Genomic DNA, 26,202 nt, shown 5'->3' on the forward strand with positions numbered 1-26,202 from the left:
ATCTATCCACAGTTCCCCTCGGGTGTGCCTCACCCACATTTGCGGCATTCGCGCAATCTCGAGAATGCGTTTACTGCTGAAATCGTCTCTATGACGAACAACGAACTAGGCGCATGGGGCGAAAACCTCGCCGCAACATATCTGACACAACAGGGTTGGACGATCCTCTCTCGTAACTGGCGCACGCGCGGGGGTGAGATCGACATCGTGGGCTTCGACCCCCTACGCAACGCCATCGTGGCGGTTGAGGTCAAGACACGGCGCACGCACAGGGCGGGCACCCCCGCCGAGGCCGTGACGGCGCTGAAGGTGAAACGCATCAAGAGCCTGCTACTCCAGTGGCTCCTGGATCACCGCTCCTTCGGCACGCAGATCGGCGTGGATGTGGTCACGGTTGACCTGTCCGGCGATCACCACGACCTCACCCACCTCAAGGGGGTGGAGTCATGACGGGTGCGATCGCCGGCACAGTGGGGCGTGCCAACACCCTGTCCGTGGTGGGGGTTCAGGCCGTCCCCATCCTCGTCGAGGCTGTCCAACTCAACGGCCTGCCCAGCTTCCACATTGTTGGGCTTCCCGACGCGGCGGTCAACGAGGCGCGCGAGCGCCTGCGGGCCGGCTTTCACGCCATCGGGATTACCTGGCCCAACCGGCGCCTCACGGTCAACCTTTCGCCGGCGGACGTGCTGAAATCCGGCACCGGCTTCGACCTGTCGATCGCGGTGGCGATTCTCGGCTCGATCGGATTCGAGGTGGGGCGCTCGGCCGTGGTCATGGGAGAGCTCGGCCTGGACGGTTCGGTGCGGCCCGTGCGAGGGATCCTGCCCGCCCTGCTCGCGGCGAAGGGTGCCCAGGTCGCGATCGTGCCGGAGGCGAACCGAGACGAGGCGATGCTCGTGGACGGCATCGAGGTTATCGGCGTTCACCATCTGGCACAAGTTGCGCGCATGTGCGGGGTGCCGGGCGTCCTCGTCCCGCCGCCCGCGCAGCTCAGCGCCGAGACTCTCGAGGTGCCCGAGGCGGTGGCGGATGTTGCCGACGTGTGCGGTCAGGAGGAGGCTATCCTCGCTCTCCAGGTGGCGGGTGCGGGCGGGCATCACATGCTCATGGTCGGTCCGCCCGGGGTCGGCAAGTCCATGCTAGCCCGCCGGATGCCCGGCATTCTTCCCGATCTCAGCCAGGCAGACGCGCTGGAGGTGGCCGCGATCGCATCGCTGACGGGCGCGCGGGTGACCTCTCTTCCCGTCCACCCGCCGTTCGCCGCGCCGCATCACACCGCGACGGCGGTGGCGCTGGTTGGTGGCGGATCGCGGGTACCTCGCCCTGGGGCAATCACGGCAGCCCACCGCGGCGTGCTCTTCATGGACGAGTTCCCCGAGTTCGCCCCTCGCGCGATCCAGTCTCTGCGCCAGCCCCTTGAGGACGGCTGGATCGACGTGGCACGTGCGAAGGCAAGCGTGCGCTTCCCCGCGCGCTTTCAGCTTATCGCTGCGGCCAACCCCTGCCGGTGCGGGCGGCGGCTCGACCCGGGAGCCGCGTGCACCTGCACCTCGCGTGACATCCGCCTCTACGAGGCGTCCCTTGGGGGACCGGTGCGCGATCGGATCGATATCCACGTCACCCTCCGGCGCCCGTCGAAGGCGGACCTTCGCCGGGGCGGGAGCTCCTCCAGCGGGCAGCTGAAGCAGGCGGTGGCGGTGGCCCGGGAGCGGCAAGCGCACCGGCTGGCTGGCCTTGGCCTCGCTCGCAACGCCGACGTGCCCGGATCGTGGCTGCGGCGCCACACACCAATCCAGGGCGTCACGCTCACGCGCATCGACGAGGGTCTGTCCAAGGGCCAGCTCTCGCTTCGTGGCTATGACAGGATTTTGCGGCTGGCCTGGTCGATTGCCGACCTCGCCGCGCACGATCGGCCCAGCGACGACGACATCGCGGCGGCCTTCATGCTCAGCGGGAGGGTGGATTCGTGAACGAGCTACAGGCGCGAATCGAGTGGTCGCGCATGACGGAGGGCGCCGACCCCGCGGCGCACACGCTCATCGAGCGCCTCGGGCCGGTCGGCGCCCTCGAGGCGGTCAAAGACGGGGAGTTTGAGCCGCGCATGCGCGCCCAAGTCGAGCGTTGGCGTCATCGGCTTTCCCGCCAGGAGCCCTTCCACATGCGGGCCCTCGAGGCGAGCGGGGTAAGCGTGGTTGGGCCGGAGGATCCGCTCTGGCCGAGCCAACTCAATGACCTGGGAGCCGAGGCGCCCCTCCTCCTGTGGGTCAAGGGGAACCCGGCGGTGCTTGCCACGCGCTCGGTGGCAATCGTCGGCTCGCGCGCGGCCTCCACCGTAGGCTTGCGCACGGCGCGAGATTTCGCCTTCGAGATATCGGGGGAGGCGACCGTCGTGTCGGGTGGGGCCTTCGGCATCGACGCCGCCGCCCACCAGGGCGCCCTCCTTGCTGGTCACCCCACGGTCATCGTCAGCGCGGGCGGCGCGGACCGCGTCTATCCCCGCTCCCACGAATCCCTTTTCGCCAAGGCGTTGGAGGCCGGGGGTGCGGTGATTTCCGAGTCGCCGCTGGGGGCCGCCCCACAGCGTTTCCGTTTCCTCGCCCGCAACCGGATCATCGCCGCGCTCGCTCAGGCCACCCTTGTGGTGGAAGCGCCGGTGCGCTCCGGCGCGCTCTCGACTGCTCGCCACGCGCTCGCCATCGGCCGGCCCGTCGGGGCCGTCCCGGGCCCGATCGATATGGCCCAGAGCCAGGGTTGCATCGACCTGTTGCGCAACGGCGCCACCGCGATAGGGGCCGTGGCCCACCTGCGAGAACTCATCGGCCCGATCGGAGTTCAGGACCAACTTGCCGCTGACTTCTTTGCCGGCGGGGTGGACGATGGTTTCGACATGCGTGATCAGCGCGCCTTTGACGCGGTGCCGCTTGTGCGCGCAAAGGGCCCGGCCTCGATCGCCGCGACGGCGGGGATGGCGCTGCCGGAAACCCTTGCCGCGCTCGGGCGTCTGGTGCTCGCCGGGCGTGTGGAAGAGCGCGACGGGCGCTACCGGCGCACTAAGGTGAAGGCATGAGCGTCGAGACGATTCTGAACGACTACGCCCGCGATCTGGGCGTGCGCCGCGGCCTGTCCGAGCACACCGTCACCGCCTACACCGCCGAGGCGCGAGCCTTCCTCGACTTCTTGGCGTCCAATTCCGACGATGTGGCGGGCGCGCTTGGCTACATTGAGCTCGCCGACCTGCGTTCCTGGCTTGCCGCCCGCCAAGAGGAGGGCCACGCGCGCGCCTCCATGGCCCGCCACGCGGCGGCAATCCGCAGCTTTACCCGCTGGCTCCACAAGAACGGATACCTCGATTCTGATCCCGGCGTTCGGCTTACATCCCCGAAGGCCGACAACAGGCTTCCCCAGGTGCTCACCCAGTCCCAGGCCAAGCGCCTGGCCGACGTGGCGGCGGCCCGCGCTGCTCAGGAGGGTGGGTTGAGCGTGCGGGACTGGGCCATGGTGGAGCTGCTCTACGCCTCCGGAATCCGCGTCAGCGAGCTGGTTGGCCTGGATGTGGACGCCATCCAGCCAGACATGACACTGCGGGTGGTGGGCAAGGGTAACAAGGAACGCATCGTCCCCTTTGGTCGGCCCGCCCGCGAGGCGCTCTCGCAGTGGCTCGCGGTGCGGGCGGACTTCCTCAAGGGCAAGAATCCGGCGGTATTCGTAGGCAAGGCAGGGCGCCGGATCGACCCCCGCATGGTGCGCACGATCCTCGACCGGCTCACCGACCTGGCCGATCTTCCCCACATCGGCCCGCACGCCCTGCGCCACTCGGCCGCCACTCATCTGCTTGATGGTGGCTCCGACCTGCGCAACGTCCAGGAGATCCTCGGCCATTCCTCGCTCGGGACGACCCAGCGTTACACCCACGTCAGTGCCGAGCGCCTGCGGGCGGCCTTCGGTCAGGCCCACCCGCGGGCCTAGAAGCGCTCGAGCGGCGTTAGCCAGCCCAGCGTCCGGGCCTGTGCCGGGCGCGGCGACTACTCGTAGAGGCGGATAGGGCCCCACAGCAGGGATAGCGGATCGAGGTAATCGTCCTGGCCGCGCTTTGCTCCCCAGTGCAGGCAGGAGGAGGGCGAGCAGTGTTCGCCTCCCACGTGCCCGATAATCGCGCCACGCGAGACGACGTCGCCGCGCACGACGGCGGGGGAGACCGGCTCGTAGGTGGTGCGAATGCCGTCGGCGTGCTCGATCGAGACCAGCTCGCGATCGTTGAGCGTGCCCGCATAGATCACCCGCCCGTCGGCCGCCGCATACACGGGCTGGCCCGCGCCAAGCGCCAGATCCACGCCGCGATGCCCGGCGTTCCAGTTCTGCGCACCGGGTGCGAACGGGCGGAGCACGGGTACCTCCACGCCCGAGGGCCAGGAGTACTCAACGCTGGCTGGAATGGCGGGCGCCACGACTTCAGGGGAGGACGGCTCGCCGAGGGTGAGCGCGCCGCCGAGTGAAACGAGACTGAGTGCAACGATGATCTTCTTCATGCCTCAAGGCTTTCAAATTCCGTGCGCACGAAACGCCGATCAACGCCCAAATGTGGAGGAGTGCCCCGCCTGCGCGGCTGTGGACAAGAAAGCTGGCCCGCCACGAGCCCGCGTTCAGCGCGGCAAGCAGCGTATATCGCGGCAAGCAGCGCCCCGGCGTCGTGGCAAGCAGCGCCCCGGCGTCGTGAAGCCGCGCCCCGGCGTCGTGAAGCCGCGCCTACTTGCCGCCCTTGCGCTTGTCCTTACGCTTGGCATCCTTGCGCCGCGAACGCCGGCGCAAGTTGGTCTTGTGCTCGCGCTTGAGAATGCGCCGGGAGTCAGCCAGGAGGTTCATCTGCCGCACGGGCAGGATCCACCTGAAGCGTCGGGCGGCCAGGCCAAAGACGAGGCACAGGAGGATCGCCAGACCCATCCCTAGCTGGTACATGTTGTGCTGCTGGAACACGACCATGATCCCCGCCGCGGCGATGGAGATGGTGGCGTAGAGGGGATTGGAGCCGAAGATCGCGGGGGTCTGGCGTACAAGCGCGTCGCGCATCACCCCGCCGGCGGTGGCGGTGATGACGCCGAGAAAAATGGAGGGGATCGGGGCCAAGCCCGCAGTGATGCCCTTCGCGGCACCGGTGGCGGACCAGCACCCGAGAGCCAGGACGTCGGCGAGGGTCAGGCCGCGCCGCGCCCACGGCCCGTCAAGGGGAACCAGGTAGGCGAAGGCGGAGGCGCCGATCGCGCCGGCGAGGTACCACGGGTCAGTCAGCGCGACGGGGAAGCCTATTCCAAGCAAGGAGTCACGGATCATGCCTCCGCCGAGGGCGGTGAGGATGCCGAGCGTGAGGTAGCCGATGATGTCGTATTCGAGCGTGCGGGCGAGGGAGGCGCCAATGACGCCGTAGGCGATGACGCCCGCGACGTCCACGAAACGGAAGAGAACCTCGGGATCCACGCCGCACCTTCCTGCAGAGATTGACTATCCGATTCATTGTGCCCCTCCCTCGCGCAGAATGTCAGCTCGGGTCATGGGTCGTGCGATGTAGGCAACACCACCGATCGTGGGCGATTTTGGTCTTGGAGATCACCGGTGGCGCTGGATAAACTGGGAAAGCTGTCATTTATGACAGACTTCGCGTGCTCGCTCGCCGCAAGGCCTTCCGCGCATCGGTCCGATGGTGTGCGTGGAATGGGGCACCAGGGCCTGCCACAGGGTGTGGCGGGCAGATAACCGTAAAACCAAGCGCGGGAAGACCGCGCTGTGAGAAAGGACGACCATGGCAGTCGTTTCCATGCGCCAGCTGCTTGAAGCCGGCGTCCACTTCGGGCACCAGACCCGTCGCTGGAACCCCAAGATGAAGCGTTTCATCCTCAACGATCGTAACGGCATCTACATCATTGATCTTCGTAAGACGGTTGACGACATCAACCGCACCTACGAGTTCGTCAAGGAGACCGTCGCCCACGGGGGCAACATTCTTTTTGTCGGCACCAAGCGTCAGGCCCAGCGCCCGATCCGCGAGCAGGCGGAGCGCGTGGGCATGCCCTACGTCAACGAGCGTTGGCTCGGCGGCATGCTGACCAACTTCTCCACCGTCAACGCCCGCATCCAGCGTCTCAAGGAGCTTGAGCTCATCGACTTCGACGACGTCGCCGGCTCCGGTCGCACCAAGAAGGAACTTCTCATGATGCGTCGCGAGAAGGAGAAGCTGGAGCGCACGCTCGGCGGTATCCGCGACATGGGCAAGGTTCCCTCTGCCATCTGGATCGTCGACACGAACAAGGAGCACCTCGCGGTTGCCGAGGCTCACAAGCTCAACATGTCGGTGTGCGCGATCCTCGACACGAACTGCGATCCCGACGACGTCGATTACGGCATCCCGGGCAACGACGACGCGATCCGTTCCATCGATATCCTGACCCGCGTGGTCGCTGACGCCGTCGCCGAGGGGCTTGTGGCCCGTGGTGGTGGCGCCAAGGACGAGGATCCCATGCCCGAGTGGGAGCGCGAGCTCCTCGAGGGTGACGCCGACGAGGCGGCCCCCGCTCCGGCCGAAGCTGCCCCGGCCGAGGCTGCTCCGGCCGAGACCACCGACAACGCCTAAGCCTAAGGAAGATCAACATGGCAATTTCTGTTGCAGATATTAAGGCCCTTCGTGAGAAGACCGGCGCCGGCATGATGGACGTGAAGAAGGCTCTGACCGAGGCCGACGGCGACACCGCCAAGGCTGAGGAGCTCCTGCGTCTCAAGGGCCTGAAGGTCGCCGCCAAGCGCGAGGGACGCACGGCCTCCAACGGCCTGGTCCTGTCCCACATCGACACTACCGATGCGGGCATGAGCGGCCTCATCATTGAGGTCAACGCGGAGACGGACTTCGTGGCGAAGAACGAGAAGTTCATCGCCTTCGCCGAGGGCATCCTCTCCGCCGCCGTCGAGGCGGGCGCGAAGACGACCGACGAGGTCCTGGCAGCAGCCCACCCCGAGGGCACCGTCAAGGACGCCGTGGACAACATGATCGGCATCATCGGCGAGAAGCTGGGCGTGGGTGCCGTTGAGTACCTCGCCGGCGAGCACGTCGAGGCCTACATGCACAAGACGGCGGTTGACCTGCCGGCCCAGGTGGCCGTCATCGTCGCGACCGACGCGGCTGGCAAAGACATCGCCCACGACGTCGCCGTTCACGTGGCCGCGATGTCCCCGGCATACCTCTCTGAGGAGGACGTGCCGGAGGAGGAGCTCGAGAACGAGCGCCGCATCGCCACCGAGCTGACCATCGCCGAGGGCAAGCCCGAGAAGGCTGTGCCGAAGATCGTCGAAGGTCGCCTCAAGGGCTACTTCAAGCAGGTCTGCCTGCTTGACCAGCCCTACGCTCGCGACCCGAAGATGTCGGTGGGCCAGGTGGCGCAGGCCGCCGGCGCCACGATCACCGGCTTCAAGCGCGTTCGCGTTGGCCAGGAGTAAGGGCTAGTTCACTGGTGTGGGGTGCGATGAAATCGCACCCCACACTGGCTTAACCGGCCCTGTCCGCTCGGAGGCTGCATGGTTGCGCCGGCGGATGGTGCCCGATTAGCTGGCAGATGAAAAGTTGCGCCCGGCGCGCGAGCGCGTGCGACCCGCGCGATAATGAGGGTCTGGAGAAGGGGGAGAACAACGTTGAGTATTGTTGTGGCCTACAAGTATGCGCCCAATCCGCAAGATGCCAAGGTTCTTGCCGACGGCGAGATCGACTGGACACGCGCGAAGGCGGCCGTGTCGGAGTCGGATCCAGTGGCGATGGAGATGGGTCGGCGGGTCGCCGCCGCGGCGGGCACAGAGCTCGTGGGCATCTCGGTGGGCACCTCGCAGGTTGCCTCCCCGATGGCGCGCAAGAACGCAATGTCCCGGGGCTTTGATCGCGGCCTGATCCTCGCAGACGACGCCGTGAGCGCCTGGTCCGCCACGCAGGTGGGTGCGGCGCTCGCCCAGCTGGTGGGCAAGGTTGGCGACGTCTCGCTTGTGCTGACTGCGGATTCCTCGGTGGACGAGGCCGCGGGTGTCACCCCCGCGCTGATTGCTGGTTACCTTGGCTGGCCCGCCATCCTCGACGTGGCAGACGTCGAGGTTGAGGACGGCGGCTTCCTGCTCACCCAGCGAATCAAGGGTGGGACCCGCACGCTGCGCGTGACCGGCCCGGCCGTCGTCGCCACCACCTCGGATGCGACCACCCCGGCCGTGCCGTCGATGAAAGACATCCTCGCGGCGGGTAAGAAGCCCGTGGACGTGCTCACTGGCGCCGACGTGGAGGCCGCCGGAGCCCCGCTGAGGGTCGTCGGCCGTAAGCGCCCCGTCAAGGTGGAGCGCCAGGGCAAGATGTTTGGAACGGCCGCCGAGCTGGTGGCGGCCCTGCGTGAGGACGGGGTGCTGTAGATGACCACCTGGATTGTGACCACTGTTTCTGAGATCTCCACGCTCGTCACGTTGGCGCAGGGGGAGAAGGTCGGCGTCGTCGTCGGGGATGCCCCGGTCGGTGGTGTGGATCGGGTGATCCGTATTGAGACCGGCGGTGCGCCGGCCGAGGCGCTGGCGCTGCTCGTCGTGGAGGCGGTAGACGCTCGGCCGGGCGATCTCATCCTCGTGGCGAATAACCCCGCGGGGCGTTCCCTGGCGGGCGCGCTGTGCGCAGCGAAGAACGTTCCCCTGCTACGCAACGTGCGCGAGCTTTCGGCAACGTCCGCAACGCTGAGTCGCTTCGGCGGCAAGGTCGAAGAGAGCGTGCAGTTCGCCGGCCCGGCCCTCGCCCTGGTGAGCGAGGGCGAGCGAGTCGAGGGCGACGTCGCGGGCGAAACCGTATCGGGCGCGGGCTACGACGTGAGCGTTGTGGCTGAGGACATCCACCCCGGCGCTCAGGTCAACCTGGGAGGGGCCACTCGCATCGTCGGGGTCGGGCGCGGATTTGTGACCCAGGAGGACCTCGAGCTCGCGCGCGAGCTCGCCCGCGCCATTGGAGCGGAGGTCGGGTGTACCCGCCCACTGGTGGAGGGTCACGGTTGGTTCGACCGCGATTCTTACCTCGGCGTCTCGGGACACACCGTCGCTCCCGATCTCTACATCCCGGTCGGCATTTCCGGCCAGATCCACCACACGGCGGGCATCGATGGAGCGCAGACGATCGTCGTCATCAATAACGACGAAACCGCGGCAATGTTCGAGCTGGCCGACTACGGTATCGTCGGGAACCTGTACGAGGTGTTGCCGAAGATGATCGAGGCGCTCAAGGCATAGCGACGAAGGGGGCTGGCATGGACTACGATTTCGACGTCATCGTCGTGGGCGCGGGGGTGGCAGGAAGCGTGGCTGCCACGGCGCTCGCCCGGCAGGGCCACGAGGTGTTGCTCGTTGAGCGCGGCACCGAGCCGGGGGCAAAGAACCTCTCCGGTGGCGTGTTCTACAGTCGGGTGATGGATGAAGTCTTCCCCGGCTTCGCCCAGGCGGCCCCCGTTGAGCGCGTCATCACGCGCAACACGTTGAGCTTCCTCAACGCCGCCTCGGCTGTCAACATCGACTACTGGGATCAGCGCCTAGCCAGCCCCGTCAACGCCGTATCCGTGCTACGCGCCCACCTCGACCCCTGGCTGGCCGAGCAGGCCGAGGAGGCCGGCGTCAGCCTTATCAGCGGCGTCAAGGTCGACCGGCTACTGCGCGGAGATACACACTTTTATGGAATCGAGGCCGCAGGCGAGGAAATGACAGCCAAGGTCATCATCGCCGCCGACGGCGTGAACTCCTTCCTCGCCCAGGGCGCGGGCGTGCGAGCCAAGCAGCCCACGAAGAACCTCGGGCTCGGGATCAAATCCGTCATCCAGATCGGCGAGGACGCCGTGCGGGAGCGCTTTAACCTGACGGGCAGTGAGGGCGCCGCCTACGCCCTGGTGGGGGACGCCACGATGGGCGTGCCGGGCGGCGGCTTCATGTACACCAATAGGGACTCGGTCTCGATCGGCGTGGTCCTCATGCTCGAGCGCCTGACGGCCTCGGGCCTGACGTCCAGCGACATTCATGACCACCTGCTCTCCCACCCGTTCCTCGCGCCCTTCCTCGAGGGCGGCGAGCTCCTGGAATACGGGTGCCACCTCGTGGCCGAAGGCGGGCAGGCGATGCAGGAGGGAATCGTCCACGACGGCCTGATCCTCATCGGCGACGCCGCCGGCTTCACGCTCAACACGGGACTCACCGTGCGGGGGATGGACCTGGCTGCGGGCTCGGCGCTGGCCGCCTCGAAGGCCGTCCACGCCGCCTTGGAGGCGGGGGACTATTCGCGCCTCGCTTTGCAGGCCTATGTGGACGAGTACGAGGCGACGTTCGTAGGAAAGGACATGCACACCTACCGCCACGCCCCCGGCTTCCTCGAGAACGCCCCACTCATGTTCGGCCCGGCTGGCAGGCTCGCGGCGGAGGTTTTCTACGGCGTCTACAACCACGACCTGCGCCCGCGCCGGCACATCGCTAAGGTTGCCCTCGACGCCATGCGAGGCTCGGGCGTCCGGATGAGCGAGCTTGTGACTACCAGCCTTCGCGCACTTCGGGCACTCTAGGGGAGGCAGAAATGGTATTCGAACCGGGTGGCGTGAACGAGCGCCTCGCGAAGAACGTCTTCCACACCGACGCCGTGGCGCACATCGAGATCAACCAGGAGCTCGCCAAATCCACGGGCACGGGAAAGCGGATCGTCGCGATCTGCCCCGCGCACGTGTACCGCGAGGAGCCGGACGGAACCATCTCGGCGGAGTTTGCCGGCTGCCTGGAGTGCGGATCCTGCCTCGCCGTCGCCGCCCCCGGAGCCCTGCGCTGGGTCTACCCCGAGGGCGGGATGGGCGTAGAGTACCGCGAGGGCTAAGCCCACCCCGTTGCACCGCAACGACTCGCACCCGCCGGGATCGACCGCTATGCCTTCGGCGTGCGCCCCTTGCGCCAGAAGATGACGGCCAGCGCCAGGGGGATGATCAGGATGAGGCTGACCAGCGCGTAGGCGAAGTAGATGGCGTGATACCAGCCTGCCTCACCCGCGATGGAGCCCTGGGCGTAGAAGAAGGCCGCGGTGATCATCGCGATGCCGACAGCGGTGGCGATACGCTGGCCGGTCTGCACAATGCCGCCCGCCGTGCCGCCGTGCTCGGGAGGAACGTCAAGCATGGACAGGGTCTGATTAGCCGAGCCGATCGCGCCCTGGCCAAAGCCGAGCACGCTGACCGGGACCATGAGCCACCAGAAGGGCAGGCCCCGGCTGATCGCCCACACCACACCGATCATGCCGAGCACGCCGATCACCATGAGGGCCAGGGAGGCCGCCTGCACGCCACGCCCCTTAACAAGGGCGCGCTTGCCTGCCCAGATGGCGGAGTAGGCCGAGACCAGCGCGTTGGGCAGGGTCACGAGCCCGACCTCGAGAGCCGAGACATCAAGCCCGCGCTGGAGGAAGAGGGCGAGGACCACGAAGATCGACGTCATGCCGAGGAACTGGAAGGTAGCGATCGCGGTTGCCCAAGAGAAAGTCGAGATAGAAAAGAGCTCGAGGTCGACCATCGGTTCCCGGCCGATCTTCTTGTAGTGGGATTCCCAGGCCACCCAGCCAATGAGGATGAGGATGCCGGCGGGCAGGAGAGTCCAGGCGTAGTCCCAGCCGGTCGACATAAAGGGAAGCATGATGCCGACCACGGATAACGCCAGGAGAATCATGCCCACTGGATCGAGGTCGATCTTGGGGCGCTTGTAGAAGCGGCCCTCCTCTTTCTGCATCTTGATGTACTCGCTGCGGGCCTTGGCGCGGTGCGGACCGACGTGGCGGCGTTCCTTACCGAAGGGCAGCCACATGAAGGCCAGGACGAGGCCGATGATGCCGATGGGGAAGTTGATGATGAAGGACCAGCGCCAGCCGGAGCTCTCGCCGAGAATCCCGATCAGCGCGCCGGACATCAGCGGTCCGGCCGCCACGGACATCGCCACAACCAAGCCGAACATCGCGAAGGCTTTCGCGCGCGCCTGACCCACGAAGTAGCGCTGGATGAGGCCGGTGGTCTGCGGCGAGAGGATGCCCGCGCCGGCGCCCTGGAGAACGCGCATGAAGTTCAAGATGGTGGCGTTCGTCGACAGGCCGACCAGCAGCGAGGCCAGGGTGAAGAGCGAGAAACCGACGACGAAGGCCGAGGAACGGCCGAACATGTCGCCTAGGCGCCCAGCCGGGACGAGCGCGATTCCAACGGCGAGCGCGTAGCCGGAGAGGACCCACTGTAGCTGCGAGTCGGAGGCCCCGAGGGCGTTTCCGATCGAGGTCAGAATGTTGTTGACGGAGGAGACCTGTAGCAGGGTCATCATCAGCGGGACGAGCAGCACCACGAGGAGCTTATTTCGGTCATAGACCCTGTCCGATCCAGCCACGCGGAAATGTCGCGGGTTTGAATCGGACTGGTTCGGTTGCCTTTTCGCGTTATCTACCATCGATTCCTCACAAACAAAAAAGGGGTGCGCCAAGCACCATAAATAAAAAGGGTGCACCGGGCACCGTTGTCTGATGTTAGTGATGAAAGTCCCGGGTGGTCTGTTGCCCAGGTCACCGAATGAAGGTGGTGCGCGACACCGACTAGACTTGCGCCATGGACAGTGTGCGCATCGATCAGTGGCTGTGGGCCGTCAGACAGACGAAGACCCGCTCGGCGGCCACCGCCGCGTGCCGCGCCGGCCACGTGCGGGTCAACGACGAGCCGGTCAAGGCAGCCGCGAAGGTCAAGGTGGGCGACGTCGTGCGCTACCGCGTCCAGGGCTGGGACCGGATCCTCAAGGTCAAGCAGCTCCTGGTCAAACGTGTGGGCGCCCCGGTTGCCCGCGAGGCGTACGAGGATCTCACGCCGCCGCGACCGAAGGTCTACGTGCCGGTGGCACGTCGGGAGCCCGGTACCGGGCGTCCTACCAAACGCGAGCGGCGCGAGCTCGACCGGCTCTTCGGGCGTGATTCGAACTACGGTCGAATGCGCTAAACTGTTCACGACCCGACGAAAGGTTTTTCCATGTCCGACTCCCACGCTAGACGCCGCGTCCTACTCAAGCTTTCCGGAGAGGTTTTCGGAGGTGGGGAAGTTGGACTCGACACCTCGGTTTTGACGCGAGTGGCGGGGGAGATTGCCGCGGCGGTGAACGACGGCGTCCAGGTCGGCGTCGTCGTTGGAGGCGGGAACTTCTTCCGGGGAGCGGAACTGCAGGAAGCGGGCATGGATCGCGCCCGTGCCGACTACATGGGCATGCTGGGAACGGTCATCAACGCCGTGGCGCTGCAGGACTTCCTCGAAAGCGCGGGTGTGCCCTCCCGCGTTCAGACGGCGATCACGATGGCGCAGGTCGCGGAGGCGTATATCCCGCTGCGAGCGATCCGCCACCTGGAGAAGGGACGCGTGGTCATCTTCGGCGCCGGCGCCGGCATGCCCTACTTCTCCACCGACACGGTCTCAGCCCAGCGCGCGCTCGAGCTACGTTGCGACGAGCTGCTCGTGGGCAAGAACGGGGTGGACGGCGTCTACAGCGCCGATCCGCGCACCGATCCCGCGGCCGTCAAACTTGACCACCTCACCTATGACGAGGCGTTGCGCGAGGGCCTGCGTGTGGTAGACGCGGCCGCATTCTCGCTGTGTCAAGATAATGGAATGACAATGCGCGTCTTTGGCATGGTCACACCTGGAAACGTCACCCGTGCACTGCGCGGCGAAAATATCGGAACACTCGTAACAAAGAACTGAGGACACCATGATTGAAGAAGCACTGCTTGAAGGCGAAGAGATGATGGAGAAGGCGCTGGGCGCCCTGCGCAACGAGTTCTCCAAGATCCGCTCCGGTCGCGCCAACCCCGAGCTGTTCACCTCGCTCATCGTCGACTACTACGGCTCGCCCACCCAGATGCAGCAGATCGCCTCGGTGACGGTGCCCGAGGCGCGCACCGTCATCATCTCCCCCTATGATCGCACCGCGATGAAGGACATCGAGAAGGCGATCCGCGACGCCGACCTGGGTGTCAACCCCACCGACGACGGCCAGGTGCTGCGCATTAACCTGCCGGCGCTCACGGAGGAACGGCGCAAGGAATACGTCAAGCTCGCCCGCACGAAGGCGGAGGAGTCGAAGATCTCGGTGCGCTCGGCGCGTCGTAAGGCCAAGGACGCCCTCGAGAAGATCAAGAAGGACGGCGAGGCTGGCGAGGACGAGGTCGAACGCGCCGAGAAGGAGCTCGAGGCCCTGACCAAGCGCTTCACCGACCAGGTCGATGTGCTCCTTGACGGCAAAGAGAAAGATCTCATGGAGATCTGATGCCCTCAGATTCCCCGCAAGCCGCGATTGTCTCGCGGCTTGCTCCACGTCCACCCAAGCCACCCGAGGAATCCCATTCTCGGGCTGGCCGCAACCTCAAAGCGGCTGTCCCCACCGCGCTGATCCTGCTCGCTATCGTGGCGGCGTCGATCTTCATCCGCATCGAGGTGTTCGTGGCGCTCGCGGTTGTCGCACTCGGGATCGCGCAGTGGGAGATGGCGGGAGCGCTGCTGGCGCGCAACTTTAAGGTTCCCCTGGTTGTGCTCCTGCTCGGACAGACCGCGATGCTGGTGGGCACCTGGCTCTTCGGCCTTCAGTGCGCGGTGCTCATCTACCTGGTCACCTCCGTGGTGGCGCTGTTAATCAACGGCTACGTGCGCACGCGGGGTGTGACGGACGCGCTGGCCGGCTGCTTCTCGCTGGGGTGGATCGGGCTCATGGGGAGCTTCGCGGTGGCGATGGCGGGCATGCCCAAAGGCGCGTGGGCGATCACGGCCTTCATCCTGCTGCCGGTGGCGAACGACACGGGCGGCTGGCTGGCCGGCATCCTGTTCGGCAAGCACCCGATCGCGCCGTCAATCTCGCCGAAGAAATCCTGGGAGGGTTTCGCCGGCTCGGTGATCGCCTGCCTCCTGGTGGCGTGGTTCTTCGTCGGCCACGTGCTCGACCTGTCGTGGCCGTGGGTCGCGGCCTTTGCGCTGATCACGCCCGTCTTGTCGACGGCGGGGGACTTCTCTGAGTCCCTCCTCAAGCGCGACCTGACGATCAAGGACATGGGTTCGATCTTCCCCGGCCATGGCGGCATGCTCGACAGGATCGACTCCATTCTCTTTTGCGCCCCCGCGTGCTATCTCTTGTTCGCTGGCGGCTTCGGATTGCTATAGTGCAGGCAGAGATGATGAACGAAGTGCAGCCCAAGCAGGTACAGCCCCGAGTGGAGAGCGGTCAGCGCCCCGCGTTAACCTTCCAGCAGAAGCGCCGCGGCAAGCCGCCGCGCCACCTGGCCGATCTTGACCGTGCCCAGCGCCGCGCCCTCGTGGCGGACATGGGCTACCCGGCCTTCCGTGCCGATCAGGTCTCGCGTCACTATTTTGATCACCGCACGATCGACCCGGATCAGATGTCGGACCTGCCCCAGAGCCAACGCGAGGCGATTGTTGCCCAGCTTCTTCCGCCGCTGGTGGAGAAGGTTTCTGAGCAGTACGCCGACGGCGGGCGCACCCTGAAGGTCCTGTGGAAGCTCTTCGACGAGGCGGTGGTCGAGTCCGTCCTCATGGCATATCCGGATCGGGCCACGCTGTGCCTGTCCTCCCAGGCGGGTTGCGGGATGGCGTGTCCGTTCTGCGCGACCGGCCAGGCCGGCCTGACCCGCAACCTGTCCACCGCCGAGATCGTTGAGCAGCTGCGGCTCAACATGGCGTTGGCCGAGTCGGGTGCGCTGGGCGAACCCGTGAAGGTGACGAACGTGGTGTTCATGGGCATGGGCGAGCCGATGGCGAACTATCCGGCGGTGCGCGCTGCCCTGCACCGGATGATTGACCCGTCCCCGGAGGGCTTCGGCATCGCCGCCCGCCACGTGACCGTCTCTACGGTGGGACTGGTCCCTGCGATCCTCAAACTGGCCGAGGAGGGTCTGCAGGTCACGCTCGCCGTCTCTCTCCACGCACCCGACGACGGCCTGCGCGACGACCTCATCCCGATCAACTCCCGCTACAAGGTGGACGAGCTGCTGGACGCCGCGCGGCACTACTTCGTTCGCACCGGCCGGCGCGTCTCGATCGAGTACGCCCTTATTAAGGACATGAACGACCACGCGTGGCGGGCGGAGCTGCTCGCCGCGGAGCTGAACTCGCGCGGGCGCGGGTGGGCCCACGTCAACCCCATTCCGCTCAACCCGACGCCGGGTAGCATCTGGACGGCGTCGACGCACGAGGCGACACGCACCTTCGTTCAGACCTTGATCGACGCCGGGATTTCGACGACGATTAGGGACACGCGAGGGTCTGACATCGACGGCGCATGCGGGCAGCTCGCCGCCGAGGTGGTGGATCGGGACAACGTTGCGCGTCGCGCAAAGAAGGCTCAGGAAGCGGTGGAGGCGCGCCTCGCCGAACACCGCGCTGAGCCTGCCGAATTAGCTGATCAACTCGCCGTGATGGAACAGGGGAGAAAATGACGGACACATTCAAGCGGGTAGGCGGCCTTACCAATGGCTACAGCCCGGAGCAGGTTGACGAGTTTCTCGAGCAGGCCAAGCTGGCCTACGCCGGGGACGAGACGATCGACATTGACGAGACGACCGTTCACGGCGTCGCCTTCGACTGGGTCCGCAAGGGCTACGTGCCCGAGCTGGTCGATGCCGCCCTGGACCGCCTTGAGTCCGCCTTCGTCCAGCGTCGCCGTGCGAAGGTGATGGAGGCTGAGGGGGAGGAGGCGTGGCTTGCCGCCACCTACGAGCAGGCCCAGGCTCTCTACCCACGTCTGCTACGCCCGGCGGGGGAGCGCTTCGCCGACGCCGACGGCCAGGGATACAAGAAGGCGGACGTCGATAGGCTCCTCGACCGGCTCTCGGAGTACTTCGCCGGCAAGGCGACACTGACCTCGGGCGAGGTGCGCGGAGCGACGTTCGGCAAGGCGCGCGGGGATGGGGCCTACAGCGAGCCGGTGGTCGACGTCTACCTCGACCACGTGGTTTCGGTTCTGCTGGCGGTGGAGTAATGCGCGACGTCGTCCTGCTCGGATCTACCGGATCGATCGGAACTCAGGCCCTCGACGTCATCTCCACCCACCCGGGTCGCTTCCGCGTGCGCGGGTTGGGTGCCGGCGGTTCTCACCTCGATCTCCTCGCCAAGCAGGCCTTCGAGCACGACGTCGAGCGGGTCGCTATCGCCTCCGAGCGCGCCGAGGAATTCGACGCGGCCTGGAAGAACGTGGCGGGAGACGCCCCCGCGCCCGAGGTGGCCTGCGGGGATGATGCGATGGTTGACCTGGCCGGCTCTCTGGCCGGTACGGCGGAGGACTCAGGAGTGGTCCTCAACGGCATCACGGGCTCGATCGGCCTGCGCCCCACCCTGGCGGCCCTCGCCTCCGGCGCCACGCTGGCGCTGGCAAACAAGGAGTCCTTGGTGATCGGCGGCGGCCTCATCGAGGAGGCCATGGCCTGGCCCGGCCAGATCGTGCCGGTGGATTCGGAGCACTCGGCGCTCGCGCAGGCCCTGCGTTCGGGTCGCCACGAGAAGGGGCTGACAAGCCCGGTGGTGACCGGCAGGAGCGAGGTGCGTCGACTCGTGCTCACGGCGTCGGGCGGCCCGTTCCGCGGGCGCACGCGGGAGCAGCTGGCGCAGGTCACGCCCGCGCAGGCGCTCAACCACCCCACGTGGGCGATGGGCCCGGTGGTGACCATCAACTCATCTACGCTCGTCAACAAGGGCCTCGAGCTCATTGAGGCGGCACTTCTTTTCGACGTCGACCCTGCCGACATCACGGTGGTGGTTCACCCCCAGTCCGTCATCCACTCGATGGTGGAGTTCGTTGACGGCTCCACCCTGGCCCAGGCATCACCGCCGGACATGCGCCTGCCCATCGGGCTGGGCCTGTCTTGGCCCGCTCGCCTCGAAGAGGTGGCGCGCCCGTGCGCGTGGGACACTGCGGCGTCGTGGACATTCGAGCCCTACGACGCCGAGGTATTTCCCGCGATCGACCTGGCCCGCGCCGCCGCGGCCGCCTCTGCGCTTCACCCCGCCGTCCTCAACGCCGCCAACGAGGTGTGCGTGGAGGCGTTCCTCGCCTCCCGGATCGGCTACCTCGACATCGTTGACACGGTCGGGGCTGTCCTGGAGTCCTTCGACGGCGCCGGCGAGGTCTCGCTGACCGGGGTGCTGCGGGCCGACGCCTGGGCGCGCCGCGCCGCCCACGAGCGGCTGGGAGTCTAAGTGGCCGCAATCGGCATCGTCTTCCTCATCGTCGGCCTGCTGGCATCGGTGGGCATCCACGAGCTCGGCCACCTGGTGCCCGCCAAGCGCTTCGGGGTGAAGGTCAGCCAGTACTTCATCGGCTTTGGCCCCACCCTGTGGTCCACGACCCGGGGCGGGACAGAATACGGCATCAAGGCGATCCCGCTCGGCGGCTTCGTGCGGATCGCGGGCATGCTCGCCCCCGCCAGGGCCGGCACGCCCGTGGAGAAGAACGGCCAGGTCACGCTCGCCGAGGAGGCTCGCCGCGCGTCGGCGGCGGAGCTCGGTCCGGGTGAAGAGCACCAGGCGTTCTGGCGTCTGCCGGCCGCCAAGAAGCTCGCCGTGATGTTCGGCGGGCCGCTGACCAACCTCGTCCTTGCCACGCTCCTGATCGGCGTGGTCATCTCGGGCATCGGGGTGGCTCAGCCGACGACGACGGTCGGCGCCATCAGCCCGTGCGTGGGCGAGGTCGAAGCCGATCAGTGCGCGGGCAAGCCGGAAAGCCCGGCATCACGCTCGGCGCTGCGCGTGGGCGACGTCGTCGTGTCCTGGGCCGGGCGTCAGGTCACCACGTGGCCCGAGCTGTCCGCGGCGATCGCTGAGGGTGGAACCGGGCCTGTCACGGTCGGCGTCGTGCGCGGGGGCGAACCGGTCGACGTCCTCATCACCCCCATCCCCGTCCGGCGAACCGTGGTCGATGGGGGCCAGGCGGTGCTCGACGAGTCAGGCCAGCCGCTGACGCGGGAGGTTCCGTATGCGGGCATCTCCCCGGCTTACGAGCGCCAGCGCCAACCGCTCACGCGCGCTGCGGCAGTGACCGGCAACGTCGCTGTTGGCACGGCGAAGGTGGTTCTCACCCTCCCCACCCAGCTATGGAACATGGCCACCGAGCTCCTCACGGGTGGGGAGCGCGACCGGTCCGGGGTGGTCGGGATCGTCGGCGTGGCGGACATCGCGGGGAACATCACCTCCTCGAGCGCCGCACACTACACGGCTGTCGACCGCCTCGGGGACCTGACGATGCTGCTCGCCGGGCTCAACATGTCGTTATTCGTCTTCAACATGATCCCGCTGCTGCCGCTCGACGGCGGCCACATCCTCGGCGCGCTGATCGAGGGCTCCCGGCGTCGCCTCGCCAAGATCCGCGGCAAGGCCGATCCGGGCCCCTTCGACACCGCCCGCCTCCTGCCGCTGAGCAACGTCGTCTTCTTCGCGCTCATCGCGATGACGGTGTTGCTCGTGGTCGCCGATATCGTGAACCCCGTCGTGTAGCGTGCCTTCGGTGGGGAATCTCGCCTGGAAGTGCGATAATCGTGTTCGTGAATAAACCAGTTGCTCTTGGAATCCCATCCGTGCACGAGGCCCCCGCGCCGCTCAGCCCGCGCAAGAAGACCCGCCAGATCAAGGTCGGCGACGTCCTCGTGGGAGGCGACGCGCCCGTGACCGTGCAGTCGATGACTACCACGAAGACGCACGACGTCGGTGCCACGCTCCAGCAGATCGCCGAGCTGACCGCCGCTGGTTGCGACATTGTGCGCGTGGCCTGCCCCACCGACAAGGACGCCGACGCGCTGAAGGTCATTGCCCGCCAGGCCACGATCCCCGTGGTCGCCGACATCCACTTCCAGCCGCGCTACGTGTTCGCCGCGATCGACGCCGGCATGGGCGTGCGCGTTAACCCGGGCAATATCAAAAAGTTTGACGACCGCATCCCGGAGATCGCGGCCGCTGCGAACGCCAACGGTACTGCCATGCGAATCGGCATCAACGCCGGCTCTCTCGACCCGCGCCTGCTGAAGAAGTACGGCAAGGCCACCCCGGAGGCCCTCGTGGAATCCGCGGTCAACGAGGCGCGCCTGTTCGAGGACGCCGGCTTTTACGACTTCGCGATCTCGGTCAAGCACCACGACCCGGTCACAATGGTCCGCGCCTACGAGCTGCTCTCGGAGGCGGGGGACTGGCCGCTGCACCTGGGCGTGACGGAGGCCGGCCCGCAGTTCCAGGGCACCATCAAGTCGTCGGTCGCCTTCGGTGCCCTGCTATCGGAGGGCATCGGGGATACGATCCGCGTCTCCCTGTCTGCACCGCCGGTCGAAGAGGTGAAGGTGGGCGAGGAAATCCTGCGCTCGCTCGGCCTGCGTCCGCGCAAGCTCGAGATAGTCTCCTGCCCCTCCTGTGGGCGCGCTCAGGTGGACGTCTACGAGCTGGCCAACAACGTCTCCGAAGGCCTCAAGGACATCACCTTCCCGCTGCGTGTGGCCGTCATGGGTTGCGTCGTTAACGGCCCCGGAGAGGCGCGCGAGGCGGACCTCGGCGTCGCCTCTGGCAACGGCAAGGGGCAGATCTTCGTGCGCGGTAAGGTGGTTCAGACGGTGCCCGAGGAGGACATTGTTGAGACCCTCATCGGGCGGGCCAGGATCGTGGCCGAGGAACTGGGGCTCGCCGAGGATCCGGAGTCGCACGTCGAAGTGATCGTCTAGTGCGCTGGTTGCGCAGGCCGGGGCGGCTGCGCAGGCTCGGCCCCACCGATCGCCAGGCGGCCCTCGACCTGCTTGCCACGGACCCCGTGCAGAGCATCCTCGCGCGCGTTCCGATCGAGGAGGGCTGGGCCCGGCCCAGTCACGCGCTCGGGCTTGTCGACGACGCCGGGCGGCTGACGGCCGTGGCGTGGAACGGCGCGAACTTGGTACCTTTCGGTTTTGACGACGCCGGACTGGACCTGCTGGCCGATCACGTGCTTTCCACGCGTCGCATCTTCTCCTCGCTGGTCGGCCCGCGCGAGCAGGTCATGCCGCTGTGGGAGCGGATTGAGGCCGGCGTAGGCCCGGCGCGTGAGGTGCGTGAGAGCCAGCTGTCGATGGTTTATCGCGGTGGGGAGGTCGTGGCGCCGGACCCGCGGGTTCGGCCGGCACGGATCGGCGAGGGTTCGCTCGTGTTGCCGGCGTCGGTGGCGATGTTCACCGAGGAGGTTGGCTACAACCCGCTTGCCTACGGGACGGGGTACTCCCACCGCGTCCACAGTCTCGTGCGCGCTGGCCAGACCTTCGTGAGGATGGGGATCGGTGCCGACGGGCGCGAACGCGTCGAGTTCAAGGCCGATATCGGTGCGCTGGCCGGTGGAGTGGCACAGATTCAGGGGGTGTGGACGGCGCCCGACCTGCGCGGCCAGGGGATCGCGACGGCGGCGATGGTGCAGGTGGCGAGGACGGTCCGGGAAACGACGGCGCCCACCGTTTCTCTCTACGTCAACGATTACAACGTGCCCGCCGTGCGCGTGTATGAGAAAGCGGGATTCGTGACCGTGGGGGAGTATTCGACGATCCTGCTCTAGGCCGCCAGCGCGCCGGGGCGCGTTTGCCGGATCTGGCGCGGCTCGACATGGTGGCCGAGTACGGAAATGACGGCCCGGCCATATACACTGGGGACTGTGCTAAGAATGTCTCACCTTTTTGTTAAGACCCTTCGCGAGGATCCCGCCGACGCCGAGGTCGATTCCCACAAGCTGCTGGTGCGCGCGGGCTACATCCGCCGCGTCGCCCCCGGTATCTACACCTGGTTGCCGCTTGGCCTGCGGGTGCTGCGCAAGGTTGAGCAGATCATCCGCGAGGAGCTGGACGCCGCAGGCGCCCAAGAGATGCTCTTCCCGGCGCTGCTCCCGCGCGAACCGTACGAGGCCACAAACCGCTGGGAGGAGTACGGTGCGAACCTCTTCCGGCTCAAGGACCGCCGCGATAACGACTATCTGCTGGCCCCCACGCACGAAGAGATGTTTACCCTCGCTGTCAAGGATCAGTGCAGCTCTTACAAGGACCTGCCGCTGAACCTGTACCAGTTCCAGACGAAGTACCGCGACGAGGCGCGCCCGCGCGCCGGCCTCCTGCGCACGCGCGAATTCGTCATGAAGGACGCCTACTCCTTCGACATCGACGATGCCGGCTTGGATGCCTCCTACCAGATTATGCGCGATGCATATGAGCGCATCTTCACCAGGCTTGGCCTGCCCTACGTCATCTGTGCCGCCACTTCCGGCGCCATGGGCGGCTCGCGCTCCGAGGAGTTCCTCTCGCCCACCGCGGTGGGGGAGGACACGTTCGTCGTCTCGGACGGTGGGTACGCCGCCAACACGGAGGCCGTCACCACTGCGCCCCTGCCTGAGCTTGACTATGCGGGCGTGCCCGCGCAGGAGGTCCTGCCCACGCCCGATTGCAAGACGATCGAGGCGCTCGTCAACCTTGCCAACCAGGTCAAGCCGCGCGAGGATCGCCCGTGGGAGGCCTCGGACACGCTGAAGAACGTTGTTGTCGTGGCCATCCACCCGAACGGGGAGCGCGAGCTCGTCGTCGTCGGCATGCCGGGCGACCGCGAGGCCGACCTCAAGCGCATCGAGGCGAACCTCGCCCCGGCCGAGATCGAGATGGCTAGCGCCGAGGATCTGGCCGCCCACCCCGAGCTCGTGCCCGGTTACATCGGCCCGAATCGGATCGGCCCGAACTCGCCGCAGCGAGTGGTTGGTGAGGACGGCGCGATCTCCGGCTCCGTGCGCTACCTCCTCGACCCGCACGTGGTGCGCGGGTCGGCCTGGATCACCGGAGCGGACGTCGAGCAGCACCACGCCTTCAACATGGTCTACGGGCGCGACTTCGAGGCTGACGGATTCGTCGAGGCTGTCCAGGTGCGCGACGGCGACGACGCCCCCGACGGTTCCGGCCCGCTTCGTATTGAACGTGGCATGGAAATCGGCCACATCTTCCAGCTGGGACGCAAGTACGCCAAGGCACTCGACCTCACTGTCCTTGACCAGAACGGCAAGTCCGTGGTGGTGACCATGGGCTCCTACGGCATCGGTGTCTCGCGCGCGGTTGCCGCCCTCGCCGAGCTCAATCACGACGACGCCGGCCTGGCCTGGCCCACGCACGTCGCCCCCGCCGTGGTCCACGTGCTGGCCACCGGCAAGGAGGAGGAGATCTTCGAGGCGGCCGAGCGGATCGCCTCGAAGCTGGATGACGCCGGTGTGGAGGTCATCTACGACGACCGGCGCAGGGTTTCGGCGGGCGTGAAGTTCAAGGACTTCGAGCTGATTGGCGTGCCCTACGGCGTCGTCGTCGGGCGGGGTTTGAAGGACGGCAAGGTCGAACTTCGCGACCGGCGCAGTGGCGAGCGGCGCGAGCTGGAGCTCGCCGATGCGGTGGCCGAGATCACCGCGATGCTGGCCTAGCGTGACGCTGGGCTAGCGTGCCGCTGACGCGCTCGCGGCTTCGATCCCCGGCAGCGCCTCGATGAGGGGCGCGTCCGGGGCCTGCGAGAAGCGGCACACGAAGGCCGCGATTGCCTGCTTGCCCGCCTGGTCAGCTTGGGTGGCGGAAAACGCCAGCTGGTCGATCAGCAGGCGGTAGGAATCCTCAACATAGTTCCCGCCTTCCGGCTCGGGGGCGATGACGGGGCGGTCGTCGGGCGCGCCGGCGGCGAGCTGGGCGTCGAGAAGATCGGATAGCTCGTCGATGCGGGCGAGTTCGGCGTCGCGCTGGCCGCGGGGGAGCGTGGCGGCGTGCCACTCGAACCACTGGCGTGCGGTCTCGATGTTCTCCACGGCCACCCCGGTGGTGAGGGATCGGGCCAGGTCGGTCAGCTCGTAGTCGCCGCACTGGTCGGCGTCCGTGGCTCCCAGGGCGAGGGAGGAGATCCCGATCGAGGTGGCAACCGGTCCAAGCGAGGAGTCGAGGGCGGCTTTCGACAGTTCGATGAGCTCCTTGTGGACGTCGGAGCTGGCGGTGTAGGGGGCGCTAGGATTGGTGTAGCCCTCGGGGGCGCCCTCGGGCCACGGCACCCAGACTCCGCCGAGCGCCTCGGTCCACTGCCCGGCGGCCTGCGCAAACTCCGCGTCCTTCGCGATGGCGGCTGCGCGGCCGGCGAGACCCTGGCGGGCGACCTCGGCCTCCGAGGCCGGCGCGGGTGAGACGTCCCGGTCGAGGCGGGCGCCCATGACGACCATGACGAGCGCGAAGATCGCCACGCTCAGAAGTAGCGCGCCGCTGAACGCGAGTGTGGAGCCTTGTCGATGTGCCATAACTTTATCCTGCCACACGGCGCGGGTAGAATTTCCACCATGTCAAAGGTATCTGAAATCGCCGAACTCATTCGGCCCGGCGTGGAGAGCCGGGGGCTCTTCCTGGAGGACGTCTCGCTTACCCGCGCGGGCAAGCATTCCGTGCTGCGCGTCACCATCGACCTTCCGGACGGGCCGGGGAACGTGGACTCGGAGCAGCTGGCGGATGCCACGCGTGTGGTCTCCGCCGCGCTTGACGAGTCCGACCCGATCTCAGGGGCCTACACGCTTGAGGTCTCCACGCCGGGGGCGGAGCGCAAACTGACGCAGCCGCGCCATTTTATGCGCGCACAGGGGCGGCTTGCGAAGGTGGTGCTCAAGAGTGGGGAGGCGCTCACGGGCAGGGTGATGGGCGTCGAAGATGATAACGTAACACTTGCTCTGGATGGCGCACAGCGCGTGATTGCGCTGGAGCAGATCGCTAAGGCCAACGTCCAGATTGAGTTTTAGGAGGAACCGTGGACATCTCGATTAATGAGCTCAAGATTGTCGAAAGCGAGCTTGGGGTTGATCTGGATATCTTGCTCGGCGCGATCGAGGAGGCCCTCCTGCACGCATACAACCGTGCGCCCGGCGCGATCCGGGGCGCGCGCATCGAGCTGAACCGCTCCACTGGCGTGGTCACGGTGTGGGCGCCGGAGGTGGACGAGGAGGGCAACGTCATCGGCGAGTTCGATGACACCCCGAATGACTTCGGCCGTATCGCCACCTCGACCGCGCGTTCGATCATCGCCCAGCGCCTGCGCGACGCCGAGTCTGCTCGTATCCTGGGTGACTTTAAGGGCAAACAGGGCAAGATCGTGGCCGGCACCGTCGACTCGGCGGCCGGCTCGGGAGGCGTGTCACGCGACATGTTCGTGGAGCTGGGCGACAACCGTGGCCTGCTCCGGGCGGAGGAACAGGTACCCACAGAGCACTTCAGGCACGGCGACCTTATTCGCGCCCTCGTGCTCGACATCAACGTTGGCCCCCGGGGCGCCTCGATTCGCCTGTCCCGCTCGCACCCGGATTTCGTCCGCGAGCTGTTCGCCACCGAGGTTCCCGAGATCGAATCCGGGGTGGTGGAGATTGTGGCGCTTGCGCGCGAAGCTGGCCACCGCTCCAAGGTCGCCGTGTGGTCGAACGACCCGACGGTGGCAGCGAAGGGCGCCTGCATCGGGCCGAACGGGCAGCGTGTGCGGGCGGTGACGCAGGAGCTGCAGGGGGAGAAGATCGACATCGTCGACTACGACGACGACATCGCGGCCTTCATTGCCGCAGCCCTGTCTCCGGCCAGCGTGATCCGGGTTGACGTCCTCAACCGGGACACGCGCCAGGCTCGGGCCATCGTCCCCGATGACCAGGCCTCGCTCGCGATCGGCAAGGAGGCACAGAACGTGCGGCTCGCCGCGAAGCTGACCGGGTGGTCGATCGACATCCGTAAGGCCTCGGAGGATACGCGGTCTTCCTCGCAGGATTCCGCCTCGCAGGAGTTGAGGTAACTCACCTACGCTGGCCGTGTTGCGCTCTTCGCGGGTGAGATAGACTGTCCGAGGTATGTCATCACACTCTCGCTCCGTTCCCATGCGCACATGCATCGCGTGCCGAGGTGTTGTACATTCCCACGAACTTCTTCGTATCGCGCTGAAGGACGGGGTTGCGTGCCCCGATCCGGACCACGTTGCGGGAGGGCGTGGGGCGTGGGTTCATCCCACCCCCGAATGTGTCAAGTTGGCGTTGGCTAAACGTGCACTGAACCGTGCCTTTCGGCGCGAGGTCGGTGATCAGGCGATGCGGGCTTGGCTCGAGAAATGACCGGTGGGCGCA

The 26,202-nt window shown here is 66.9% G+C and carries 28 protein-coding genes; 24 read left to right on the forward strand and 4 right to left on the reverse strand.

Annotated features, from left to right (window positions below):
- The first annotated feature begins 90 nt into the window (after positions 1 to 90).
- The 4 genes from J2S45_RS04010 to J2S45_RS04025 are packed head-to-tail and all read left to right on the forward strand — an operon-like array spanning position 91 to position 3,966.
- Positions 91 to 450 (forward strand): YraN family protein, encoded by a 360-nt coding sequence (locus J2S45_RS04010; RefSeq protein ID WP_270974145.1) that lies wholly within the window; start codon positions 91 to 93, stop codon positions 448 to 450.
- The gene (locus J2S45_RS04015) at positions 447 to 1,970 is read left to right on the forward strand and encodes a YifB family Mg chelatase-like AAA ATPase (protein ID WP_307634618.1); all 1,524 of its coding nucleotides are present in this window, start codon (positions 447 to 449) and stop codon (positions 1,968 to 1,970) included. The genes J2S45_RS04010 and J2S45_RS04015 overlap by 4 nt, the downstream gene beginning before the upstream one ends.
- On the forward strand, positions 1,967 to 3,067 hold the full coding sequence (gene dprA, locus J2S45_RS04020; RefSeq protein WP_307634619.1) for a DNA-processing protein DprA: 1,101 nt from the start codon (positions 1,967 to 1,969) through the stop codon (positions 3,065 to 3,067). The genes J2S45_RS04015 and dprA overlap by 4 nt, the downstream gene beginning before the upstream one ends.
- The gene (locus tag J2S45_RS04025) at positions 3,064 to 3,966 is read left to right on the forward strand and encodes a tyrosine recombinase XerC (RefSeq protein ID WP_307634620.1); all 903 of its coding nucleotides are present in this window, start codon (positions 3,064 to 3,066) and stop codon (positions 3,964 to 3,966) included. The genes dprA and J2S45_RS04025 overlap by 4 nt, the downstream gene beginning before the upstream one ends.
- Before the next feature lie 56 nt (positions 3,967 to 4,022).
- Here the strand turns inward: J2S45_RS04025 and J2S45_RS04030 are convergent, their stop codons facing one another.
- Positions 4,023 to 4,526, reverse strand: coding sequence for a M23 family metallopeptidase (locus J2S45_RS04030; RefSeq protein WP_270974152.1), 504 nt, complete (start codon positions 4,524 to 4,526; stop codon positions 4,023 to 4,025).
- Positions 4,527 to 4,743: 217 nt separating this feature from the next.
- Positions 4,744 to 5,469: a trimeric intracellular cation channel family protein gene (locus tag J2S45_RS04035; RefSeq protein ID WP_296932096.1), complete on the reverse strand. Its 726-nt coding sequence runs from the start codon at positions 5,467 to 5,469 to the stop codon at positions 4,744 to 4,746.
- Positions 5,470 to 5,791: 322 nt separating this feature from the next.
- Here J2S45_RS04035 and rpsB point away from each other — a divergent pair, with 322 nt between their 5' ends.
- The 6 genes from rpsB (at position 5,792) to J2S45_RS04065 (ending at position 10,888) form a co-directional block, all read left to right on the forward strand.
- Positions 5,792 to 6,619, forward strand: a complete 828-nt coding sequence (gene rpsB / locus J2S45_RS04040; protein WP_307634621.1) for a 30S ribosomal protein S2 — start codon at positions 5,792 to 5,794, stop codon at positions 6,617 to 6,619.
- A 17-nt stretch (positions 6,620 to 6,636) separates the two neighbouring features.
- Entirely contained in the window at positions 6,637 to 7,476 is an 840-nt protein-coding gene (gene tsf, locus J2S45_RS04045) for a translation elongation factor Ts (protein ID WP_296932102.1), read from the forward strand.
- A gap of 192 nt (positions 7,477 to 7,668) precedes the next feature.
- Complete coding sequence (locus tag J2S45_RS04050) at positions 7,669 to 8,421, forward strand: electron transfer flavoprotein subunit beta/FixA family protein (RefSeq protein ID WP_307634622.1); 753 nt, start codon at positions 7,669 to 7,671, stop codon at positions 8,419 to 8,421.
- On the forward strand, positions 8,422 to 9,276 hold the full coding sequence (locus J2S45_RS04055) for an electron transfer flavoprotein subunit alpha/FixB family protein (RefSeq protein ID WP_307634623.1): 855 nt from the start codon (positions 8,422 to 8,424) through the stop codon (positions 9,274 to 9,276).
- A 17-nt stretch (positions 9,277 to 9,293) separates the two neighbouring features.
- On the forward strand, positions 9,294 to 10,586 hold the full coding sequence (locus J2S45_RS04060) for an FAD-dependent oxidoreductase (RefSeq protein ID WP_307634624.1): 1,293 nt from the start codon (positions 9,294 to 9,296) through the stop codon (positions 10,584 to 10,586).
- 11 nt (positions 10,587 to 10,597) lie between these two features.
- Complete coding sequence (locus J2S45_RS04065; RefSeq protein ID WP_270974163.1) at positions 10,598 to 10,888, forward strand: ferredoxin family protein; 291 nt, start codon at positions 10,598 to 10,600, stop codon at positions 10,886 to 10,888.
- A 47-nt stretch (positions 10,889 to 10,935) separates the two neighbouring features.
- Here the strand turns inward: J2S45_RS04065 and J2S45_RS04070 are convergent, their stop codons facing one another.
- On the reverse strand, positions 10,936 to 12,426 hold the full coding sequence (locus J2S45_RS04070; protein WP_296932114.1) for an MFS transporter: 1,491 nt from the start codon (positions 12,424 to 12,426) through the stop codon (positions 10,936 to 10,938).
- Positions 12,427 to 12,641: 215 nt separating this feature from the next.
- On the opposite strand from J2S45_RS04070, the gene J2S45_RS04075 reads away from it, so the two are divergent.
- From J2S45_RS04075 to J2S45_RS04125, 11 genes are all read left to right on the forward strand, one after another.
- Positions 12,642 to 13,022 carry an RNA-binding S4 domain-containing protein gene (locus J2S45_RS04075; protein ID WP_270974166.1) on the forward strand — a complete coding sequence of 127 codons (381 nt, stop codon included), beginning with the start codon at positions 12,642 to 12,644 and terminating at the stop codon, positions 13,020 to 13,022.
- A 30-nt stretch (positions 13,023 to 13,052) separates the two neighbouring features.
- On the forward strand, positions 13,053 to 13,775 hold the full coding sequence (pyrH, locus tag J2S45_RS04080; protein ID WP_270974168.1) for a UMP kinase: 723 nt from the start codon (positions 13,053 to 13,055) through the stop codon (positions 13,773 to 13,775).
- Positions 13,776 to 13,782: 7 nt separating this feature from the next.
- A complete protein-coding gene (gene frr, locus J2S45_RS04085; protein WP_296932116.1) occupies positions 13,783 to 14,340 on the forward strand; it encodes a ribosome recycling factor in 558 nt (185 codons plus the stop codon).
- Positions 14,340 to 15,224: a phosphatidate cytidylyltransferase gene (locus J2S45_RS04090; protein WP_270974171.1), complete on the forward strand. Its 885-nt coding sequence runs from the start codon at positions 14,340 to 14,342 to the stop codon at positions 15,222 to 15,224. The genes frr and J2S45_RS04090 overlap by 1 nt, the downstream gene beginning before the upstream one ends.
- Positions 15,225 to 15,235: 11 nt before the next feature.
- Entirely contained in the window at positions 15,236 to 16,516 is a 1,281-nt protein-coding gene (gene rlmN / locus J2S45_RS04095) for a 23S rRNA (adenine(2503)-C(2))-methyltransferase RlmN (protein WP_296932121.1), read from the forward strand.
- Entirely contained in the window at positions 16,513 to 17,058 is a 546-nt protein-coding gene (locus tag J2S45_RS04100; protein ID WP_296932124.1) for a cell division protein DivIVA, read from the forward strand. Before rlmN ends, J2S45_RS04100 begins: the two co-directional genes overlap by 4 nt.
- The gene (gene dxr, locus J2S45_RS04105) at positions 17,058 to 18,272 is read left to right on the forward strand and encodes a 1-deoxy-D-xylulose-5-phosphate reductoisomerase (protein ID WP_307634625.1); all 1,215 of its coding nucleotides are present in this window, start codon (positions 17,058 to 17,060) and stop codon (positions 18,270 to 18,272) included. The genes J2S45_RS04100 and dxr overlap by 1 nt, the downstream gene beginning before the upstream one ends.
- Positions 18,273 to 19,565 (forward strand): M50 family metallopeptidase, encoded by a 1,293-nt coding sequence (locus J2S45_RS04110; protein WP_296932129.1) that lies wholly within the window; start codon positions 18,273 to 18,275, stop codon positions 19,563 to 19,565.
- Positions 19,566 to 19,612: 47 nt separating this feature from the next.
- On the forward strand, positions 19,613 to 20,773 hold the full coding sequence (ispG, locus tag J2S45_RS04115) for a flavodoxin-dependent (E)-4-hydroxy-3-methylbut-2-enyl-diphosphate synthase (protein WP_307634626.1): 1,161 nt from the start codon (positions 19,613 to 19,615) through the stop codon (positions 20,771 to 20,773).
- Positions 20,773 to 21,624: a GNAT family N-acetyltransferase gene (locus J2S45_RS04120; RefSeq protein ID WP_307634627.1), complete on the forward strand. Its 852-nt coding sequence runs from the start codon at positions 20,773 to 20,775 to the stop codon at positions 21,622 to 21,624. Before ispG ends, J2S45_RS04120 begins: the two co-directional genes overlap by 1 nt.
- 96 nt (positions 21,625 to 21,720) lie before the next feature.
- The gene (locus tag J2S45_RS04125) at positions 21,721 to 23,508 is read left to right on the forward strand and encodes a proline--tRNA ligase (RefSeq protein WP_296932135.1); all 1,788 of its coding nucleotides are present in this window, start codon (positions 21,721 to 21,723) and stop codon (positions 23,506 to 23,508) included.
- A gap of 12 nt (positions 23,509 to 23,520) precedes the next feature.
- On the opposite strand, the gene J2S45_RS04130 is transcribed toward J2S45_RS04125, so the two are convergent.
- The gene (locus tag J2S45_RS04130; protein ID WP_270974183.1) at positions 23,521 to 24,357 is read right to left on the reverse strand and encodes a hypothetical protein; all 837 of its coding nucleotides are present in this window, start codon (positions 24,355 to 24,357) and stop codon (positions 23,521 to 23,523) included.
- Between the two features lie 39 nt (positions 24,358 to 24,396).
- On the opposite strand from J2S45_RS04130, the gene J2S45_RS04135 reads away from it, so the two are divergent.
- From J2S45_RS04135 to J2S45_RS11125, 3 genes are all read left to right on the forward strand, one after another.
- A complete protein-coding gene (locus J2S45_RS04135) occupies positions 24,397 to 24,846 on the forward strand; it encodes a ribosome maturation factor RimP (RefSeq protein WP_307634628.1) in 450 nt (149 codons plus the stop codon).
- A gap of 8 nt (positions 24,847 to 24,854) precedes the next feature.
- Entirely contained in the window at positions 24,855 to 25,877 is a 1,023-nt protein-coding gene (gene nusA, locus J2S45_RS04140; RefSeq protein WP_307634629.1) for a transcription termination factor NusA, read from the forward strand.
- 82 nt (positions 25,878 to 25,959) lie between these two features.
- Entirely contained in the window at positions 25,960 to 26,190 is a 231-nt protein-coding gene (locus J2S45_RS11125; protein WP_407702465.1) for a YlxR family protein, read from the forward strand.
- The last annotated feature ends 12 nt before the right edge of the window (positions 26,191 to 26,202 follow it).

The organism is Trueperella abortisuis (assembly GCF_030811095.1).
Lineage (GTDB): Bacteria > Actinomycetota > Actinomycetes > Actinomycetales > Actinomycetaceae > Trueperella > Trueperella abortisuis.